The sequence below is a fragment of the Paenibacillus sp. FSL H7-0714 genome, assembly GCF_038003765.1.
Taxonomy (GTDB): domain Bacteria; phylum Bacillota; class Bacilli; order Paenibacillales; family Paenibacillaceae; genus Paenibacillus_AQ.
On sequence record NZ_JBBOPT010000001.1, the window covers coordinates 2874353 to 2892663 of the forward strand.

The window sequence follows — 18311 nt, forward strand, 5'->3', positions numbered from 1 at the left end:
CCATGGCGAAAATGAAACTGAAATGGCCGCTGTATCACATTCTTATCGGTGGCCTCGCTATCATTATGCTGTATCCGATTTTGTGGATGATCATGAGCTCTTTTAAAGAGAGCCGGCTTGTATTCGTTACCGCTCAGCAGCTTCTTCCCGATCCATGGGTATGGGGGAATTATGCTAAAGGCTGGGAAGGGATTGCCGGATATTCCTTTGGTGTCTTCATAAAGAATTCATTAATTATTGTCGTTGTAGCCACTCTAGGAGCGGTGGTTTCTTCTTCACTGGTAGCCTTCGGATTTGCACGTAATAAGTTTGTAGGGCATGGCTTATGGTTCGGTATCATGATGATGACGCTTATGCTTCCTTCAGATGTAGTGCTAGTCCCGCAATATATCATCTATGCGAAATTGGAATGGCTCGATAGTATCAAGCCGATCGTGGTTCCACAGTTCTTCGGTGTTCCGTTCTTTATTTTCCTAATGCTGCAGTTTATTCGGACAATACCTGTTGAACTTGACGAAGCGGCTACGATTGATGGGTGCGGGAAATTTGGTCTGTACTTCAGAATCATTCTCCCACTCATCCGTCCATCTATGGCTACTGCAGCGATCTTTTCCTTCTATTGGCGCTGGGAAGACCTGCTTGGGCCAGTGTTGTACCTGAACTCTCCATCTAAATATACAGTTTCTATGGGGCTGAAAATGTTCCTCGACAGTGAGTCCGTGTCCAACTGGGGACCCATGTTTGCCATGTCCGTTCTTAGCTTGGCACCCGTCATGATTATTTTCTTTATCTTTCAAAAGCAGATTGTGGAAGGAATCAGCACCAGTGGTTTGAAAGGATAAAATATCTAATGAAGAAAGGTGCGGCTGAATTTGGATAGCTATCATTTTGACTTTGGGATTAAAGATACAGCGTCCGGCTACACCAAAATTCGGCCGGACTCACGATACTCTCCGGATGCGCAATTTGGTTTTACTTCAGACTCGACAGTATTCGGGCGTTCCAGGGGAGGAGCAGATACATTAAGAAGTGATTTCTGCATTCCGCAGAAGGCAGTCTTCCTGTTAGATATTCCTGATGGGATTTACCGGATTTCTTTGTTACTTGGTGACTCCTTAGCAGATACGAGTACAATAATTCGAGCAGGTGATGGTAAGTACGTATTAGATACATTGAACGTCCCGGCAGGTCAGTATATACGAGAATCATTTGCGATGCGAATCATGGGTGGTCAGCTAAAGCTCTCCTTCTCAGGTATTGCGCCTCGAATAAATGCTCTCGACATTGAGCCTGACAACGAAGCGCTCGTCTTATATTTGGCTGGTGATTCTACGGTGACCGATCAAGGAGAAGCTGGTTATCCCTATGCTGGCTGGGGCCAGTTGCTGCCTCGCTGCTTCAAAGCAGGTCTTGTAGTGGATAATCGAGCCATTTCAGGACGTAGCTCCAAGAGCTTTATTGAGGAAGGGCATTTGGACAATATTTCTACTGTGCTTCGGCCCAGAGATTATATATTCATACAGTTTGGTCATAACGATTCAAAAGGGGATGAACATAGACACACCGAACCTTTCACTACATATAAAGAATATTTGCTGCGGATGATTACAGTTGCTAGGAAAGCAGGAGCCTACCCGGTACTGGTGACCGCTGTACATAGGCGGAGATTTGATCCTGCTGAAGCTATAGTAGACAGTCATGGAGAGTATTTAACGGCAATGAAAGAGTTGGCTGAGACTGAGCAGATCCCCCTAATCGATTTGGCGGAGAAGAGTCGTAAGCTTTTTGAAGCCTATGGTGTGGAAGGAACGAAGGATCTGTTCATGTGGTCCTATCCGGGAGAATATATCTTGCATCCAGTTGGCGTACAAGACAATACACATTTTCAGATTTTAGGAGCACGTCTACTTGCTGATCTTATTGTAGAGGGCATCCGTGAAGCCGGATTAAATGATCTCATTATCCATCTTCGGCAGGGTGAATAAAAATAATCCTTTGGGGTATTAAAGATCTATCGATTCAACTTCTGTATGCGAGGTTAAGGTTAAGGAAAGAACTTAACTGGAAGGCTTGCATGACAAGAAGGAGGATACTTAAACATGGCAGATAAGAAGCTGGAAGGTAAGGTAGCGATTGTAACAGGAGGTGGTTCCGGCATTGGAAGAGCAACTGTGCTTGAGTTCGCTCGTAACGGAGCCAAAGTTGTGTTGCTGGATAGAACTGTTGAGAACGCAGAAAAGGTTAGAAAACAAGTGGAGAAAGAAGGCGGAGAAGCTCTCGTAATTGAATGCGATGTTGCTGAACCCCCACAAGTGGAAGCTGCCATAAACAAGGCGGCCGCGAAATGGGGTCGTCTTGATGTTGTTTTTGCAAACGCAGGGATTAATGGAGCCATGACGCCCATTGAAACGATGGATATTGAGTCTTGGGACCAGACGATTCACATCAACCTTCGTGGAACCTTCGCGACTGTTAAATATGCGATACCGCATCTAAAAGAAAGCGGTGGCAGCATCCTGATTAACAGCTCCATTAACGGAAATCGTGTATTTTCTAACATCGGTTTTTCTGCTTACAGTACGACAAAGGCAGGTCAGGTTGCTTTTATGAAAATGGCAGCATTAGAACTGGCTCAATTTCAAATTCGCGTAAATGCAATCTGTCCTGGGGCTATTAAGACCAATATAGATGACAACACTTTTCCATCCGAGGATCTCAAAGAGGTAAAGATCCCTGTCGAATTTCCGGAAGGGGATCAACCGCTAGAGGAAGGTCCTGGGCGTCCTGATCAAGTTGCAAAGCTGGCACTTTTTCTGGCCTCCGAGGATTCCGATCATATTACAGGAACTGAGATTTATTGTGACGGTGCAGAATCGTTGCTCCATGGTTAAATAATCTTTCACCAAAACGGATTCTATCCTCTTCGTTATGCGGATTATATAAGCTGTCTGCGCATATACATGGAGGATAGGAGTGCCGTTTTTTTGCTGTAAAATAAAGCTAATCATAATCTCCGTTTTCCGTTATAATGGAGTATCTGTGGAGAAAGGAGAATGAACTATGGATTTTCATATTGAATCATTAATTAAGCTGCTAGTGGCCATGCTGTTCGGGCTGTTCATCGGGATTGACCGACAGATCAAGCAGAAACCGCTGGGGATTCGGACCAGTATGGTCATTAGTATTGCCTCTTGTCTTGTAACTGTAGTGTCTATTCATGCCTTTGATAAGTTTGCAGGTCCTGAGCATCCAAATATGGATCCGATGCGCCTCGCTGCTCAAATTGTCAGTGGGATAGGGTTCTTGGGGGCTGGTGTTATCCTGCGTAGAGGCGGTGATGCGATATCAGGTTTGACCTCGGCAGCACTCATCTGGACAGCTTCGGGGATTGGTATAGCTGTGGGAGCAGGATTCTATATTGAAGCAGCATATGCGGTTATTCTTCTAATGTTTGCGGTGAATTTAGTTCCTCATTTAATTCGTTCGATTGGTCCTGAAGTGCTTAACAAGCATGAAGTTTCGGTGAGAATCATCATGGAAGCTAATTTTGTCCTTACTGAAGTGATCCAAAAAATTGAGAGACCTCAGGTTAGTACCCAACGAAGTACTAGAAGTCCATCCCGGGCGATCCGCAGAATGAAAATTAAGGATTTGGAAGATGGAAGACAAATGATCGATATGGTGATCTCAGCGCCGGATAAAGATTACGCTACAGAGATTTATTATGATGTGAAGAAAATTGATCATGTCATGAGCGTTGAAGTGGAACAGCTCTAAAAAAGGGCATGTCACGTCATGACCAGATGTGGTAATCTATCAAGTAGAGACAATTATCAGACACTGGAAGGGAGAACACATTATTATGTCTATCACAGCCTATGAAGGACAATATGAAGGAGAAGCAGCCATCTGGTTGAAAGCTGGCCGTTATGAGGCAGCTATCTTACCAGGCTTCGGTGGCAACTTGATCTGTTTCCGTGATACCGAAAACGGTTACCGTTTCTTGCATGAACCGGGAGCTGAGGAAATGGAAGCCTTCAAAGCAAGTCCAGGCATCCATGGTATTCCTGTATTATTTCCTCCGAATCGTTATGAAGATGGCAAATTTCCTTGGAATGGTCAAACTTATCAACTCCCGGTAAATGAAGTCGCAACAGGCAACCATTTACATGGATTTTTACATACGGCAGCTTGGGAAGTGGAAGAGTTCGGTAGCGGTAAGACCGAAAGCTTCGTAACCGTATTCATCAAAGTGGATGAGAACCATCCTTCTTATCAATACTTGCCGTTTAAATACACAATGAAACTACGTTATACCCTTGGTGAAGGTGGCTTATCTCAACAGGTACAAGTCCATAATGATGGTGATGAAGAGATGCCTTGCTTGTTGGCATTCCATACCGCGATTAATGCACCATTCGCACCAGGTAGCACACCACAAGACTACCTTGTAAAAGCGACCATCGGTAATCGCTGGGAATTGAACGACCGTATGCTGCCGACTGGTAAATTTCAAGAGCTGGAGCCAGGTGAAGCTCAGCTTCGTGATGAAGGTGTGAATCCTTATTTCGCTTCGATGGACAACCATTACACAGCTGTAGCTCAGAATGGACGTAACCGGATGGAGCTTACCGACAGCAAAGCTGGAGTCACTTTAGTTTATGACGTTGGGACTTCATACAAGCAGTGGATGATCTGGAATAATGGTGCTTCTGAGCAGTTCTTCTGCCCAGAGCCGCAAATCAACTTGGTTAATGCACCAATGGTAGATCTGCCAGCGGATGAGATCGGCTTATTCAGTCTCAAACCAGGCGAGTATTGGGATGAAAGCAGTCGTCTGTACGTGAAATAGTGTCCCTGTGAATATTAATATGTGATCAAAAAAGGGGCTGTCTTGTTCGTACATTTCTACGAATAGACAGCCCTTTAACGTTTAATTTGAAGCAGAGCTTTATTTTTTACTAACTATTTCTTCACTAATCTGTTCAATAATCTCTTGGATACTCTTTGAACCAAGATCACCCTCACCACGTTTTCTTACAGAAACACTGCCAGAGTTTTTCTCATTCTCACCGAGAACGAGCATATAGGGTGATTTTTCAAGTTGGGCTTCACGAATTTTGTAACCTAGTTTCTCATTTCGGATATCAACCTCGACACGAATGCCAGCTTGTTCTAAGGATTGTTTCACCTGAAATGCATAAGCAACGTAGTTCTCAGAGACGGGCAATAACTTCGCTTGAACGGGTGCTAGCCATAGCGGGAATGCTCCGGCATAATGCTCCGTAATAATCCCCATAAAACGATCAATCGACCCATAAACAGCGCGATGGATTACGACCGGGCGGTGCTTAAGGTTATCTTCCCCGATGTAAGTAAGATCGAATTTCTCTGGCATTTGCCAATCTAGTTGGATGGTTCCACATTGCCAGCTTCGTTTTAACGCATCTAAGATATGGAAATCAATCTTTGGTCCGTAGAATGCGCCATCACCTTCATTCACACGATAATCGATTCCGAGATTGTCTAATACACTTTGTAAAGATTGTTCAGCTAGATCCCATAGTTCTTCTGATCCCATATAATCTGCCGGGCGAGTAGATAATTCAATCTTGTACTCAAAGCCAAACACTTGATAAATATGGTCAATCAGTGAGATTACCCGGCTTATTTCATCCTCAATCTGCTCTGGTAATACGAAGAGATGGGCATCATCCTGACAGAACGTACGAACACGCATCATCCCGTTAAGTGCCCCAGAGAACTCATGGCGATGTACTTGACCAAATTCGGCAATTCGGATAGGCAACTCTCGGTAAGAATGTAGATTATTTTTGTAGATCATCATATGACCCGGGCAGTTCATCGGTTTGAGTGCGAATTTTGTTTCGTCTACATTGGTGAAATACATATTGTCTTTGTAGTGATCCCAGTGTCCGGATTGCTCCCAAAGCCGATTGTTCATCATCAGTGGTGTACGAACTTCATCGTAATCTCTCTGTCTTTGTAATTCACGTGCGAAATTTTCAAGCTCTGTACGGATAGTCATCCCCTTGGGAAGATAGAAGGGCATACCTGGAGCTTCTTCAGAGAACATAAACAATTCCAGTTCCTTGCCGAGCTTACGGTGATCACGTTTTTTAGCTTCTTCAAGAAAGAGTAAGTGCTCTTCAAGTTGAGCTTTCTTAGGAAAAGCAGTTCCGTAAATACGTTGCAGCATTTTATTATTCGAATCTCCACGCCAGTAGGCACCTGCTACATTCAACAGCTTAAAAGCCTTGACCAAGCCAGTTGAGGGAAGATGTGGGCCTCGACAGAGATCCGAGAATTCACCTTGATCATAAATAGACAATACTGTGTCTTCCGGTAGATCACGGATAAGCTCCAGCTTTAAGGGCTCATTCATCGCTTCAAAAAGCTTGATTGCTTCAGCGCGGGGAACGACACGGCGGACAATCGGGTGATTCTCTTGAATAATTCTCGCCATCTCTTGTTCGATTGCTACAAGATCATCCGTGGATAGAGGTGTCTCAATATCAATGTCGTAATAGAAGCCATCTTCGATTACTGGACCTATGCCGAGCTGGACACCCTTGTCTCCATATATACGTTTTATGGCCTGCGCCATGATATGTGCTGTACTGTGTCTATAAATTTCCAGGCCTTCTTTGCTATCCAACGTAACAATTTCGAGCTGGCAATCATGTTCGATCGTTTGGTTTAGATCAACGGATCTTCCATCGATTATTCCAGCTACAGCATTTTTTTTCAGACTGGTACTTATGGCACCTGCTGCTTCTTTAATCGTCGTTCCTTGCAGTACCTCTCTAATTGTTCCGTTTTGCAGTGTTACCTTGATCTCCATGATTGTTAGCCTCCATTTCTCAAAAATTGTTAGTGGTGAACGCAAAAAAACGCATCTCTCCCAGAAAGGGACGAGTGCGTTCAGCTCGTGGTTCCACCCTAATTCGACCTATCACAAGGATAGGACCTCATTGGTATCCTTTAACGTGGATAAGTCGGTGCCACATACTACCGCAAAATTTAGATCTGCGGATTCAGCGCCACGGCTACAAAGGGGTAACTTCACAATCGTGTACTGGAGAAGCTTTCAGCCTAGACCTCTCTCTCTGGACAGTTCGTATAGGAAATCATGTCTTTGATCATTGCCATATGATGTTGCTCGTTCATAGTACTCAATTGCACCCCATAAGTCAAGAGGCAAGAAACCAGAAATTCAGTTCTCTTTTATTGCAGTCATCATTTGTGTACAGGCGAAGGAGATGAAGTACTCATTGGCGAATGTATGATATCAACTTATTTTAAGGAGGTTTGATATGCAGATTCTCGCCATGCTGACGATGCTAATCGACCATATTGGCTATATCTTTTTTTCAGAGGATATTGCTTGGAGATATGTAGGAAGAATAGCCTTTCCAATCTACTGTTACGGGCTTGTGCAGGGCCATATCCATACATCATCCAGACCGAAATACTTGTTCCGACTGCTCATTATCGCTATTATTGCTCAGATCCCATACAATTTAGCGATTAATCCTGGTGGATGGAACGTGGTGTTTACGCTTTTGTTATCCGCAACCGTATTGGTTATTTTAGATAAACTGCCTACTCCATGGCTTGGAATACCAGTCGTCATTGCAGCTATCGCGTTAATGGATTATTTCCCGATAGATTATAATGCGTACGGCCTGCTGCTAGTATTGATATTCCGTTATACGAAGTCATATTGGCTTGTTGTAGCACATTTGGCACTTAATCTGTTCTACATGTTTTATAATTATTGGGTTGTGCAAATGCTTAGTATTTTACCAACGCTGTTGATTGCTTTGGCGCCTGCACTTTGGGGATATTTAGAGCGTCACCGGGTACCACGCTGGGTGTGGTGGTCTTTTTATCCTGCGCATCTACTGATTTTAGCGTTATTTAAAGGCGTAATATACAATGAATGGGTTTCTGTCGAATGGCGAACTTTGTTGAATCTATAGTATTTTTACAATAAGTAATACTTTGATTTACAAATGTTGCCTTTGCTGAGATAATGGATTGATTTCAAAAAATCTTAAAAAAAGGAGACTTGCTATGAGGAGAATGAAAGCTAGGGCAAAATGGTTTATTCCTTTTGTCGCACTGCTGCTTGTTCTGGCCGGTTGTCAATCGGTTGGAGGTTTCGATGTTAATAAGGCATTGATCGGGGATGTCGATGTTAAATCATCAGAATCCAGTATGACTTTTTCTATGAACGCTGAACCTTCAGAAGGAATTAGCGCAGAAGATAAGGAAATGGTCGATCTCATAAATTCTTTTTCCCTGAGTATTAGCAATGCAAAGTTACAAGAGAATGGTAATGTATCTGCCAATGGAACGATCGGCTATAAACAATTGAATATTCCATTCTCATTGTTTATGGACAAAAAAACTTTAGTCTTTACGGTTGAAGGAGCAAAACAACCGTTTTACTTCCCGGTTCAAGGCTATGATGAGGTCTTTGCTGAAGTTGGATTGGATCTGACTAAAGCTGAAGATCTTAGTAAGCTGCTAACGAAGTTTGTGGTGAAGAATCTTCCTAATCCAAGCGCAATTAGCGTAACACCCGTTAGTGAGGCTGTGTATGGCCAGCAGGTGAATATGACGAAGTTACATACCGAAGTGACTGGTGATGAGCTTCCGGCATTGTTAAAAGGATTCCTGAAATCGATCTCTAAAGATACGGAAGGCTTTACAGAATTGGTTGGTGGTCTATATGACTATCTGTATCCTGTGATCAAAGCTATGGACGAAAAAGCCTCCGGTGATTATGAAATTCCAGGTATTGGAGTAATTCCTCTGGGTGATAAAGAAGCTGTTGTAACTGTACTGCATGATGCAGCAAAATTGGCTGTGGATGCGTTACTGCTGGTTTATGACAATCAACTAGACAGTCTTTACAAATCTACCCCTGAGCTTAAGACGGTTCTGAGTAAGGATACGAAGCTTGCTGTCGACATTTTTGTAGACAGTGGACTACATGTTCGTAAACAGAATGTTGATCTGAAAGTGGCGCTTCCAGGTACTGAAGATATGCCATTAAAGAGCTTCTCTCTTAAGGCTTCCAGTCAGATTTGGAACATTGGTGGAGCTGTAACGGCAGATCCAATCAGTACTGAAGGAGCACTTGATGTTTCTTCCGGTGACCTGACTCCTGGAGAGACTTTGAACAATTTTGATCCAAATTCTAACGTTTATCGTATATTGAAAGACGATCTTGGTATCACCAAGAGAACGATTGTCATCGAACCAGACGACGAATATTATTATCCGATCGTTGACAATAATACGACGTACATTCCTCTTCGGTATTTTGCAGAAGATTTAGATGCTATTGTGGAATGGGATACAGTCAATCGTGCTATTATCGTAACTGATGGTGTGTACGGTGATAAGCTGGTATTCAAAATCGGTTCTTCCGAAGCAGTGATTAACGGTGAAAAAGTGAAGCTTGCAGAGCCTGTATTTGTTGACGAATATGGTGATGCCTATGTATCGCTACGTCTGCTTGCTGAAGCACTTCATGCTACTGTGTATGTAGATGAAGATGGTTGGATTACTATTACACGTAAATAGTTAGTTCGATCCTCATTGGCTAAATAACACAAACAAACCCAGCTTCTAACTTCGCAGTATTGCGGGTGGAGCTGGGTTTTTTATATGAAATAAGGCATCTTTTTATTGCTTCGTTAAAACCACCTCTAGGTCGACATTACTTAACGCTTTTTCTTCAGCCATACTTTGGACATAGCCTCCTAAGAAACCGTCCTGCTGTTCCTCCCAAAGCTTGTAGCCAGGCAACGCTTTAATATCCTTAGCAAAAGTACCCGCAGTTCCTGCGAAGTATCGTACATTCAGCTTGGACATTACCTTCGCCATGGATTCTTTTTCAGACTCCGTTAAAGGACTTTCCTTAAGACTATCCATAGCTTTGTCATAGGAGTTAGTAGCAAAGGCTTCTTCGGCATAAGCCTTGAAGTTTAAGAGATTGTGATCTGTAATCTGGTTAGCTTCAGCCCAACCTTCTACGTTCAAAGACGTTGCTTTATAATTTACGGTTCGCGAGACGGGATCGAAGGTCATGGCTCCATATTGATGCGGATTGACGGCCATCGCACTCGTAGCGATATCATAGATTGGCATTTGTTCAGAGGATGCTGTATCTTGATTCGCGTCTGCTGGATCTACTTGAATGTCCTGCATATGAATATGTCCTGAGAGAACTAGATTAAGTCCATTCTTCCGTAAGGATTTTATAGCTTCCTGGCTGTTATTAAGCTTGAAGCCTGAAACAGACATAGAAGTGTGACTTAATAAATTATGATGCATCACCGTGATCACTGAAGCGTGCTCTTTGGCTGCAAGCTTAACGGATTCATCGATCCATGAAAGCGTAGAGGAAGCAATACGTCCATCGGTCTGAGGGAAACCGTATTTTTTATTATTAAGGTATTGGCTACTGTCTATCATCAGAATCCATAAGTTGGGGGCAGCCTTGACGATATAGCTTAGTGATTCCTTATCACGTGATGCAGCTTCTTTGTAGCCGAAATCCGCATACATTTTGACGAAATCCTTATCTGTAATTGAATCCGTAAGGAGCTGTTTATCGCCACTGAAGGATCTAGCCCAAGGATTAAATAAGTCGTGATTGCCTGGAATGACATAAACAGAGGTTCCTTGTTGTTCGATTCGTTTTAAATTTTCGGTTAATTTTTGATGGCTGCTGCGTTCTCCATTATTAGTTAAATCGCCACTGAGGATGATAAACGCAGGTTTTTTCTGTTCAGCGTCATAGACCAAAGCTTCACCCATTTCATCACTGTAGGGCAGCATTTTTCCATCGCCTCCAGTGACATAGGTCTGAAAAGCCTGTCCACCATCCTGAAGATCCTTATCCAAAAAGTGAGTGTCTGTGGCGACCCAGAAAGAGACAGGTTTTAGTTCAGCTTGACCAAGTTCCACAGCGTTTAAATTAGACGATTTTGTGTCTTTACAGCCAGTTAGTACCAAGCTAAGGAAAAAGAGCACTACACAAGAGAATATGACCATTTTTTTATGTAGAATAAGAACTTTATCTGTTGAAAAATTCATTTATATAACCTTCCTTCTGCACTTTTGCTGCACTATTGTAGCTTATTTTTAGCCGAAATGTATATCGGAAAAGTGAAGGGGAGATGTTACTAATCGAGGCTAATTGTATATCCGACAAAATAAGTTGTGAATAGATGTTGTATTTTCAGAAAAAAGGTGATAAGATGTACAAAAGTAAGTTACTTAAATAAATGGAGGTAGTTATTTTATGTCTAACAATTTTCTTGAAGCAGTTAAAGGAAGACGTTCCATCTATGCCATCAGTAAAGAATCCACTGTAGCCGATGCTCAAATTATTGAAATCGTTGAGCAAGCGGTTTTGCATAGCCCAACCTCATTCAACTCCCAAAGCTCTAGAGCGGTTGTTCTTTTAGGTGAACAGCATGATAAATTATGGGATATCACGACAGAAACTTTGCGCAAAATCGTTCCAGCTGAACAATTTGAAGGAACAGCGCAAAAATTAGCATCTTTCAAAGCAGGTTACGGTTCCGTATTGTTCTTTGAAGATCAAGCGGTAGTGAAGAACCTTCAAGAAAACTTCGCATTGTATGCCGAGAACTTCCCAGTTTGGTCTAACCAATCTTCAGGCATTCTGCAATTCGTAGTATGGACTGCACTTTCTGAAGCAGGTTTAGGTGCATCCCTGCAGCACTATAACCCACTGATTGATGACGAAGTGAAAGAAGCTTGGGGCATCCCGCAAGACTGGAAACTGATTGCTCAATTGCCATTTGGTAAGACTGTAACTCCAGCAGGTGAGAAACAATTCCAACCGGTTGAAGATCGCGTTAAAGTCTTTAAATAAGCTTAAAAAGAGCGTTTAAAACCTCCTTGACCAGGCTAATTAATTATATAGTCTGGTCAAGGAGGTTTTTGTATGCCGTGGAATAAAGACGATTATCCTGATTCACTGAAAAACTTCACAGCACCTGTTCGTAATAAGGCAATTGATATTGCTAATGCACTGCTAGAAGAAGGATATGAAGAGGGAAGGGCGATCTCTATTGCTACCGCACAAGCGAAAGAGTGGGGAGAGAATCGTGATAAGCAGGTCCGTAAAAAAGGACATTAATTAAAAGTTCGGAAATAGAGGTACAAAAAAAGCAGGACAGCGTCTATTAACGCTTGTCCTGCTTTTTACTGTCGTATTATTTAGCAGATTCAGTTCCTGCTTCTGCGCTTGCAGATGGCTCAGGAGAAGCTGTTGCTTCTTTTTTGGCATCCGTAAGTGAATTTGTGATTTTTGCTTTTGCAGTTGTATCTGATAACCAAGTAGTGGAAAGAGTGGAAACCTTTTGAGACACAAGCGTCTTTTTGATTTCATCTTTCTTTTCTTCCAAGGTGTAGTTTTTAGCGTCTTTGTGGTCGGTAACTTTAATGATGTGATAACCGTAATCGGATTTCACAGCACCGCTTGTTTCTCCAACTTTAAGCTTAAAGGCTACATCGGAGAACTCAGCAACCATGTCTCCACGTTTGAAGAAGTCTAGATCTCCGCCATTAGCTTTGGAACCAGTGTCTGAAGATTTTTCTTTAGCAAGTTCAGCGAAATCTGCTCCATCTTTCAATTGCTTCAGAATTGCATCCGCTTCTTCTTTAGTCTCAACGAGAATGTGGGAAGCGCGAACTTGTTCTTCTTCATTGAAAGTAGCTTTATTTGCTTCATAGTAGTCTTTGATTTCTTGATCCGTTATAGTCACTTGCGGCTCAAGAATCTTACGCAGTTTTACTTGCAGCGGCATTTGCTTCTTCAAGTCATCAACGGTCATTGAGCTTTGTTGCAATGCAGCATTAAATGCAGCTTCTCCGCCGAATTGTGCTTTAAGGTCTTCTAATTCAGCATTGATGTCTTCATCAGTAACGGTTACGTTGGCTTTTTTAGCTTCTTGATCAACGAGTTCAGTAGTAATCATAGCTTGCAGTGTGCTTTCTCCGCCTGCTTCGATCAATTTATCATAAAGTTGTTCTTTAGTAATGTTAGTTCCGTTAACGCTAGCAACAGCTGTGCTGCTGTCGTCCTTTTGGAATGGAGGCTTAATCAATACAATGATGAGTGCCGCAGCCAGAACCACAGAGGCAATCATCCAGCCCTTGTTACCTTTAGGAGAAACTGGTGGAGCAGGTGGCGTCGTATTATTGTTGCTGCCGACTTTGTTCATTACTGGAACACTTTCTTCTTTTGTTGTATTCACAGGTTCTTCAGCAGCTACGACCTCCACTTCATTTACTTCATTGGTATTCTCGGTAGTGTTCAATTCTTCTTCCGGAGTACCGTTGTTTTCTAAGTTCTCATTTCCATTCAGATCTTTTTTGTCCATTATTAGTAATGACTCCCTTCAATATAGGTGTTGCTTGTCTATTTACAACTTTAACAGAAATCCAGATCCTAAACCTTAAGAAAGTATAAAAAAAGATAGGATCTTTTTAAGTTTCTATTAATAAAAAGCAAAAAGCCGGAAATGGCATCGGTAACATGCCCTTCCGGCTTATGGGAATAAGATGTTTACTTCAGTCCTTTCAATAGATGACGAATACTTTCTTGTTTCCGTCTTGGGACCCGTACGTTTTTAGCGAATAGGCCCTTTTCTCCGAAATAAATGCAGTCGTCTTCGATAGAACTGATCTTGTTTAGATTGACATAACAGCCACCGTACACATGATAGTAAGTAGAATTGGATAACAATCGTTTTAATTGCTCGGCAGTCATTCTCTTTTTTATGTTGTAGTTTCTGCCGTGAAAAATGACCAAATCATGGTCCCCGACCTTAAAGAACAGAATGTCTGTTTCCACCTCGAAGTCCTCGTATACATTTCTGGCTTCCAGCAGGATGCTACTCATTCATGTTCCCCCTTTATACTTAATAAAAGACTAATGTTAGCGCTTTCATTATAGCACAATCCCTAATCATTGGAAAGCCTTATTTTTGAACTATTTGTCACACTTTTTACTTTATGGTTTGTCTTTAACGTTTAAAAATTGTAAATTATATAATAGCAATACTTTGAAGGAGGATGTAAAGATGGAAAAGCAGACTAAGTTATTGCTGTTTACGGGTTCCTATGCAAGTGCCACGGATAGCGGTGTGCAGGTATTTGAATTCGATGGCGAAGCAGGAGGTACGTTAAAATTAATCGACTCGGTTCAGGGTCTAACTAACCCCACCTTTGTTAATGTAGATGCTTCAGCCCTGCGTTTATATGCCATAGGAGAAAAGCCAAATGGTGAAGGTGGAAAAGAGGGAGAAGTCGTTACCTTTGCTATCGATGCTAAGCGTGGGAAATTGAGCGAATTGTATCGAATAGCCTCAATGCCTGCTTCAGGTAATGGTCAAACTACCACATGCCATATTTCTAGAGATCTAAGCGATGAATACATTGTTGTATGTAGTTATCATGGTGGCAGTGTAGGCTTGATCACATTAGATGAAGAAAAAGTTGCTAATCAACTGGCGGATGTCGCGATTCATTCCGGTCATGGTCACCATCCTGAACGTCAGGATCGCCCGCATCCCCATTCGGCTATTTTCAGTCCGGACGGACAGTATCTGTTTGTTTCTGATCTTGGGCTTGATATTATTCGGTCCTATAAAATCAATAGAGACTTGAACAAACTAGAAGTTCACGGAGATACTGTGCTTCATCCAGGGGCGGGACCTCGTCATTTTACTTTTCATCCAGATGGAAAGTCTGCTTATGTTATAAACGAGGTGGATTCCACGATAACATCGTTTACATATGACAGTGCTACAGGGACTCTTCACACGGTAGATACAATTTCAACTTTGCCTGAGGATTTTAAGGAAGAGAATACTTGCGCTGAAATTGCCACTTCAGTAGATGGAAGATATCTTTACGCTTCTAATCGTGGAGCGGATAACATCGCAGTGTTTGCAGTGGATAACGCTACTGCCAAGCTTACACTAATTGAATATGTATCTACTCGTGGAGGGCATCCACGACACTTCTCATTAACTCCGGATGGGGCTTATCTTATTGTTGCAAATCGTGACGCTAATAACCTGGTTGTGTTCTCTATTGAAGAGACCAGTGGTCGTCTCGTCTTTACTGGAAATACTGCCGAGGTATCCAAGCCGGTGTGTGTGAAGCCTGTGATTTTCCCAGTATAAAAGAAACTCGTTTTGAAGAGTGAATAAGACAATTTAAGAAAATAATAAAGGGAACACCGGAGATGTAGTCCGGTGTTCCCTTTATTATTGAAAATAGGATGAAGAAGTTTAATGAATGTGTGAACTATTTGAGTGAGACGGGCTTGAGAGGTACAATAGTGGATACTGCAGATTTGAAGAGCACATTCTGTCTGCCATCACCTTGACCCTGTAAAGTGATTGTGAATGCATCATACGAGGTTACGACGCCTTGCATTTTTACACCATTTGTTGTAAAAATCGTCACGGGCACCTTTGTGGAAATAAACTGATTCAACAAACGTTCCTGCAATTTTAGACTCTCCACTTTGGCAGCACTCCATCTTTTTGTATATTTATTTCTCTATAATTATAGCACGGGTTATAGCTTCTCAGGAAATGTGATCGACAGGCACAAAATTAGACACGGAGGTATTTATGCTTTATTATCAGAACTGGTCTAGAGGTTTTCGTTATTTTATAGGGTTTGCTGCTTGTTTCGTCGTTATTGCGATCCTAGTTCATATGAACAAGGTATCATCATTTGATAATTATATGATTCATTTTGTTCAATCCGCTGAATCACCTGGACTGACCACATTCGCCAAAGGACTATCTCTGATTGGTTCCTCCAAGGTAGCGATTGGCATATCGATCGGCACGATGGCACTGCTGTATTTTCTGCTGAAACATCGGCTTGAGCTAATTCTGTTCCTATGGGTTGGACTAGGCTCACAGCTATTGAATACACTTATGAAGTTATGGTTTCAAAGGGAGCGTCCAAATTTCAATCGTATTGTCCAAGAGCTAGGTTATAGTTTCCCAAGTGGACATTCAATGGCAGCCTTCTCCCTGTATGGGGTAATTGCCTATTTACTGTGGCGTCATTTGCCGCGAAGAAGTGAAAGAATCCTGTTAATAATATTTGCGGTATTCATGACTGTGGGCATTGGCTGGAGTCGTATTTACCTGGGAGTTCATTATCCTAGCGACGTAATTGGTGGTTATGCTGCAAGTGGCGCGTGGCTGATGTTATCCATCAGTCTATTTGAAGCCTATAAAAAACGGATATCCTCATAAGAAATGAAGATATCCGTTTTTGTGGGGATATTTTAAAATATAAGAATATATATGTTTCACGCTATACATTATCCTTATATTTCTCGCATAAACGCTTACCGTCCTAAATAGGACACCGAAGGCGTTTTTGCTTGAGGGTTCATCACATGATGTTCCGAAGATTTATGATCTTGGAAATGACCCATTTTACTTATTTTTTTCTTCAGCATAGAAGGAAGTCCAGCCTTTAGCTTTTGAGCTTCGTCTTTTGTTAGACGTCCCTCGCTGATGGCTTGATCCAGCCGCTTACTTGCGGATTCGCTGAGCTTTTGAATATATTGATCTTCTGTCCAGCCTTTCTTTTCAAGGGCAAGCTCGGGGAGGGTTTTGCCTGTTTTAAGGCTATTGATTAGCTCCGTACGATCCATCTCAAGCAGCTTGGCTGTTTCGAAAATAATGAAATGTCCGCCGGCTCTGAATTTCCCGTCTTTCCCTGGTGGGGGTCTATGACCTTTTTCCGAAGGCCCAGAATCAGGTGCAGTGGAGGTTACATTCTCAGCTGACACGCTCCGAGTAGGAGCAAGTGCTGGAGACAGACTGAGGAAAAGAACAGCTGTGATGGTCACTAATTTTTTGATGTTGTTATTCATTCACTCACCTCGTATGTTATATGTGATAGGTACTTACTTGAATTAGTATTCCCTGAAAGCTGAAAGAATCATAAGTGAGAGCTTAAATGATCATAAAATTCATCAACATTAGGCTTGGGTAATTAGAGGAATGAGGGATTCGTAGATGTCCATATTGCAGAGTGGGCCAATTTTTAGGGGGGATATTTTTGGCTTTTGGAGCTCGCATATTTAAAACAGGAATGGCAGTCACGCTTGCCTTGTATTTAGCCGAACTGCTACATTTTCCATCTTCTGTGGGCGCTGCGATTGCAGCAATTTTCGCGATGCAGCCATCTATTTATCGCTCTTGGCGTTATTTTCTTGATCAGCTGACAACGACTACAATGGGTGCGGTACTCGCTCTTCTGGGAGGAATGCTGTTATCCAATAGTCCAATTGCGGTTGGGTTGGTCTGCATTCTTGTCATTATGATCAGTATGAAAATTAACCGAGCGGATACTATTAGCTTGACACTGGTCACCGTTATAACAGTGATGGAGGCTTCTGGTGAATGGCAGTTCGCGCTGAATCGGTTCTTATTAACATTGACAGGGATTGTTTCTGCATTTCTAATCAATATTATAGTAGTTCCTCCGAAACCACGGAAACAGTACATCAGGCAAATCGAGAACGTCTTTGCCAGTCTTTCCTTGCTGCTAAGAACGGCTGTATCTCATGAGATGAAGGAAAGTGTGTTTCGTGATGAAAAACTTGCACTGGAGTCATCTATTAAATCTTTAGCGGATAAGTACGCTTTATTTGAGGAAGAGCAGAAACAGCTAAAGAGGGCGAAGTACAGTCAGACTAGACAAATGGTTGTCTATAAGAACCTGTTATCTTCTTTGCAAAAGGGCTTCGATGTTCTTGAGGCTGTGGATCGGCATTATTTTCAAGCGGATCGAAGTGAAGAGACAGATGCATTGTTTGACAGTCATTTGGAGCAGTTAATCAAATATCATCAACTGATCTTGCTGAAATTTGAAGATAAACTAAAACCAAACACTAATGAATCGGAACCCTTGGGAGACGAGAATGATGGATTTTTGAATTCAACGATCCTGGGGTATAATGCGGAGAAAATAGGTCAACTACGATTGTATGTTGTAGCCGCAGCTATTTACGATTACGGATATCAATTAGAACGGCTTGATAAAGTGGCAGATCAGATGAACCGTATAGCGACTGAGGAAAAAGAAACGGATCGCGAAGCTTAAAACATAACCTTGTGATGTGCAACATATAAGCTTAAGGATTCATCTATTAAGAGTATCCTCACTTGAAATATCAACCTTCC

Annotated in this window: 18 protein-coding genes; 12 read left to right on the top strand and 6 right to left on the bottom strand. The window is 42.1% G+C overall.

Annotated features, from left to right (window positions below; genetic code table 11):
- The first annotated feature begins 2 nt into the window (after window positions 1-2).
- The 5 genes from NST34_RS12700 (at window position 3) to NST34_RS12720 (ending at window position 4852) form a co-directional block, all read left to right on the top strand.
- The gene (locus NST34_RS12700; protein ID WP_042126927.1) at window positions 3-842 is read left to right on the top strand and encodes a carbohydrate ABC transporter permease; all 840 of its coding nucleotides are present in this window, start codon (window positions 3-5) and stop codon (window positions 840-842) included.
- A 30-nt stretch (window positions 843-872) separates the two neighbouring features.
- Window positions 873-1985, top strand: coding sequence for a rhamnogalacturonan acetylesterase (locus NST34_RS12705; RefSeq protein WP_341127925.1), 1113 nt, complete (start codon window positions 873-875; stop codon window positions 1983-1985).
- Between the two features lie 114 nt (window positions 1986-2099).
- Window positions 2100-2891 carry an SDR family oxidoreductase gene (locus tag NST34_RS12710; protein WP_042187431.1) on the top strand — a complete coding sequence of 264 codons (792 nt, stop codon included), beginning with the start codon at window positions 2100-2102 and terminating at the stop codon, window positions 2889-2891.
- A gap of 169 nt (window positions 2892-3060) precedes the next feature.
- Window positions 3061-3777: an MgtC/SapB family protein gene (locus NST34_RS12715; protein WP_042126933.1), complete on the top strand. Its 717-nt coding sequence runs from the start codon at window positions 3061-3063 to the stop codon at window positions 3775-3777.
- A gap of 85 nt (window positions 3778-3862) precedes the next feature.
- Entirely contained in the window at window positions 3863-4852 is a 990-nt protein-coding gene (locus NST34_RS12720; protein ID WP_341127926.1) for an aldose 1-epimerase, read from the top strand.
- Between the two features lie 99 nt (window positions 4853-4951).
- Here the strand turns inward: NST34_RS12720 and thrS are convergent, their stop codons facing one another.
- Window positions 4952-6865, bottom strand: a complete 1914-nt coding sequence (gene thrS, locus NST34_RS12725) for a threonine--tRNA ligase (protein ID WP_341127927.1) — start codon at window positions 6863-6865, stop codon at window positions 4952-4954.
- A gap of 472 nt (window positions 6866-7337) precedes the next feature.
- Here thrS and NST34_RS12730 point away from each other — a divergent pair, with 472 nt between their 5' ends.
- A complete protein-coding gene (locus NST34_RS12730; protein ID WP_341127928.1) occupies window positions 7338-8006 on the top strand; it encodes a TraX family protein in 669 nt (222 codons plus the stop codon).
- Between the two features lie 94 nt (window positions 8007-8100).
- Complete coding sequence (locus NST34_RS12735; RefSeq protein WP_081392959.1) at window positions 8101-9621, top strand: copper amine oxidase N-terminal domain-containing protein; 1521 nt, start codon at window positions 8101-8103, stop codon at window positions 9619-9621.
- 102 nt (window positions 9622-9723) lie between these two features.
- On the opposite strand, the gene NST34_RS12740 is transcribed toward NST34_RS12735, so the two are convergent.
- A complete protein-coding gene (locus NST34_RS12740; RefSeq protein ID WP_081382862.1) occupies window positions 9724-11139 on the bottom strand; it encodes a metallophosphoesterase in 1416 nt (471 codons plus the stop codon).
- A gap of 208 nt (window positions 11140-11347) precedes the next feature.
- On the opposite strand from NST34_RS12740, the gene NST34_RS12745 reads away from it, so the two are divergent.
- Window positions 11348-11947 carry a nitroreductase family protein gene (locus tag NST34_RS12745; RefSeq protein ID WP_042187439.1) on the top strand — a complete coding sequence of 200 codons (600 nt, stop codon included), beginning with the start codon at window positions 11348-11350 and terminating at the stop codon, window positions 11945-11947.
- A gap of 72 nt (window positions 11948-12019) precedes the next feature.
- The gene (locus NST34_RS12750) at window positions 12020-12214 is read left to right on the top strand and encodes a hypothetical protein (RefSeq protein ID WP_076282890.1); all 195 of its coding nucleotides are present in this window, start codon (window positions 12020-12022) and stop codon (window positions 12212-12214) included.
- A 76-nt stretch (window positions 12215-12290) separates the two neighbouring features.
- Here NST34_RS12750 and NST34_RS12755 read toward each other — a convergent pair whose 3' ends face one another.
- On the bottom strand, window positions 12291-13460 hold the full coding sequence (locus tag NST34_RS12755; RefSeq protein WP_076282889.1) for a peptidylprolyl isomerase: 1170 nt from the start codon (window positions 13458-13460) through the stop codon (window positions 12291-12293).
- A gap of 185 nt (window positions 13461-13645) precedes the next feature.
- Entirely contained in the window at window positions 13646-13981 is a 336-nt protein-coding gene (locus NST34_RS12760) for a hypothetical protein (protein WP_042126947.1), read from the bottom strand.
- A 181-nt stretch (window positions 13982-14162) separates the two neighbouring features.
- Here NST34_RS12760 and NST34_RS12765 point away from each other — a divergent pair, with 181 nt between their 5' ends.
- The gene (locus tag NST34_RS12765; protein WP_341127929.1) at window positions 14163-15269 is read left to right on the top strand and encodes a lactonase family protein; all 1107 of its coding nucleotides are present in this window, start codon (window positions 14163-14165) and stop codon (window positions 15267-15269) included.
- A 124-nt stretch (window positions 15270-15393) separates the two neighbouring features.
- Here the strand turns inward: NST34_RS12765 and hfq are convergent, their stop codons facing one another.
- On the bottom strand, window positions 15394-15615 hold the full coding sequence (hfq, locus tag NST34_RS12770; RefSeq protein ID WP_042126951.1) for an RNA chaperone Hfq: 222 nt from the start codon (window positions 15613-15615) through the stop codon (window positions 15394-15396).
- Between the two features lie 110 nt (window positions 15616-15725).
- Between hfq and NST34_RS12775 the strand changes: the two genes are divergently transcribed.
- Window positions 15726-16367, top strand: a complete 642-nt coding sequence (locus NST34_RS12775; RefSeq protein ID WP_076299442.1) for a phosphatase PAP2 family protein — start codon at window positions 15726-15728, stop codon at window positions 16365-16367.
- Window positions 16368-16462: 95 nt separating this feature from the next.
- Here the strand turns inward: NST34_RS12775 and NST34_RS12780 are convergent, their stop codons facing one another.
- Window positions 16463-16996, bottom strand: a complete 534-nt coding sequence (locus tag NST34_RS12780) for a hypothetical protein (protein WP_076282886.1) — start codon at window positions 16994-16996, stop codon at window positions 16463-16465.
- 188 nt (window positions 16997-17184) lie between these two features.
- Between NST34_RS12780 and NST34_RS12785 the strand changes: the two genes are divergently transcribed.
- Entirely contained in the window at window positions 17185-18231 is a 1047-nt protein-coding gene (locus NST34_RS12785) for an FUSC family protein (protein ID WP_076282885.1), read from the top strand.
- Window positions 18232-18311 lie beyond the last annotated feature (80 nt).

Excerpts from the sequence above, each read along its gene's own strand:
- NST34_RS12700 (WP_042126927.1), top strand. The coding sequence starts at position 3 with ATGGCGAAAATGAAACTGAAATGGCCGCTGTATCACATTCTTATCGGT.
- NST34_RS12710 (WP_042187431.1), top strand. The coding sequence starts at position 2,100 with ATGGCAGATAAGAAGCTGGAAGGTAAGGTAGCGATTGTAACAGGAGGT.
- NST34_RS12715 (WP_042126933.1), top strand. The coding sequence starts at position 3,061 with ATGGATTTTCATATTGAATCATTAATTAAGCTGCTAGTGGCCATGCTG.
- NST34_RS12720 (WP_341127926.1), top strand. The coding sequence starts at position 3,863 with ATGTCTATCACAGCCTATGAAGGACAATATGAAGGAGAAGCAGCCATC.
- thrS (WP_341127927.1), bottom strand. The coding sequence starts at position 6,865 with ATGGAGATCAAGGTAACACTGCAAAACGGAACAATTAGAGAGGTACTG.
- NST34_RS12730 (WP_341127928.1), top strand. The coding sequence starts at position 7,338 with ATGCAGATTCTCGCCATGCTGACGATGCTAATCGACCATATTGGCTAT.
- NST34_RS12735 (WP_081392959.1), top strand. The coding sequence starts at position 8,101 with ATGAGGAGAATGAAAGCTAGGGCAAAATGGTTTATTCCTTTTGTCGCA.
- NST34_RS12740 (WP_081382862.1), bottom strand. The coding sequence starts at position 11,139 with ATGAATTTTTCAACAGATAAAGTTCTTATTCTACATAAAAAAATGGTC.
- NST34_RS12745 (WP_042187439.1), top strand. The coding sequence starts at position 11,348 with ATGTCTAACAATTTTCTTGAAGCAGTTAAAGGAAGACGTTCCATCTAT.
- NST34_RS12750 (WP_076282890.1), top strand. The coding sequence starts at position 12,020 with ATGCCGTGGAATAAAGACGATTATCCTGATTCACTGAAAAACTTCACA.
- NST34_RS12755 (WP_076282889.1), bottom strand. The coding sequence starts at position 13,460 with ATGGACAAAAAAGATCTGAATGGAAATGAGAACTTAGAAAACAACGGT.
- NST34_RS12760 (WP_042126947.1), bottom strand. The coding sequence starts at position 13,981 with ATGAGTAGCATCCTGCTGGAAGCCAGAAATGTATACGAGGACTTCGAG.
- NST34_RS12765 (WP_341127929.1), top strand. The coding sequence starts at position 14,163 with ATGGAAAAGCAGACTAAGTTATTGCTGTTTACGGGTTCCTATGCAAGT.
- NST34_RS12775 (WP_076299442.1), top strand. The coding sequence starts at position 15,726 with ATGCTTTATTATCAGAACTGGTCTAGAGGTTTTCGTTATTTTATAGGG.
- NST34_RS12780 (WP_076282886.1), bottom strand. The coding sequence starts at position 16,996 with ATGAATAACAACATCAAAAAATTAGTGACCATCACAGCTGTTCTTTTC.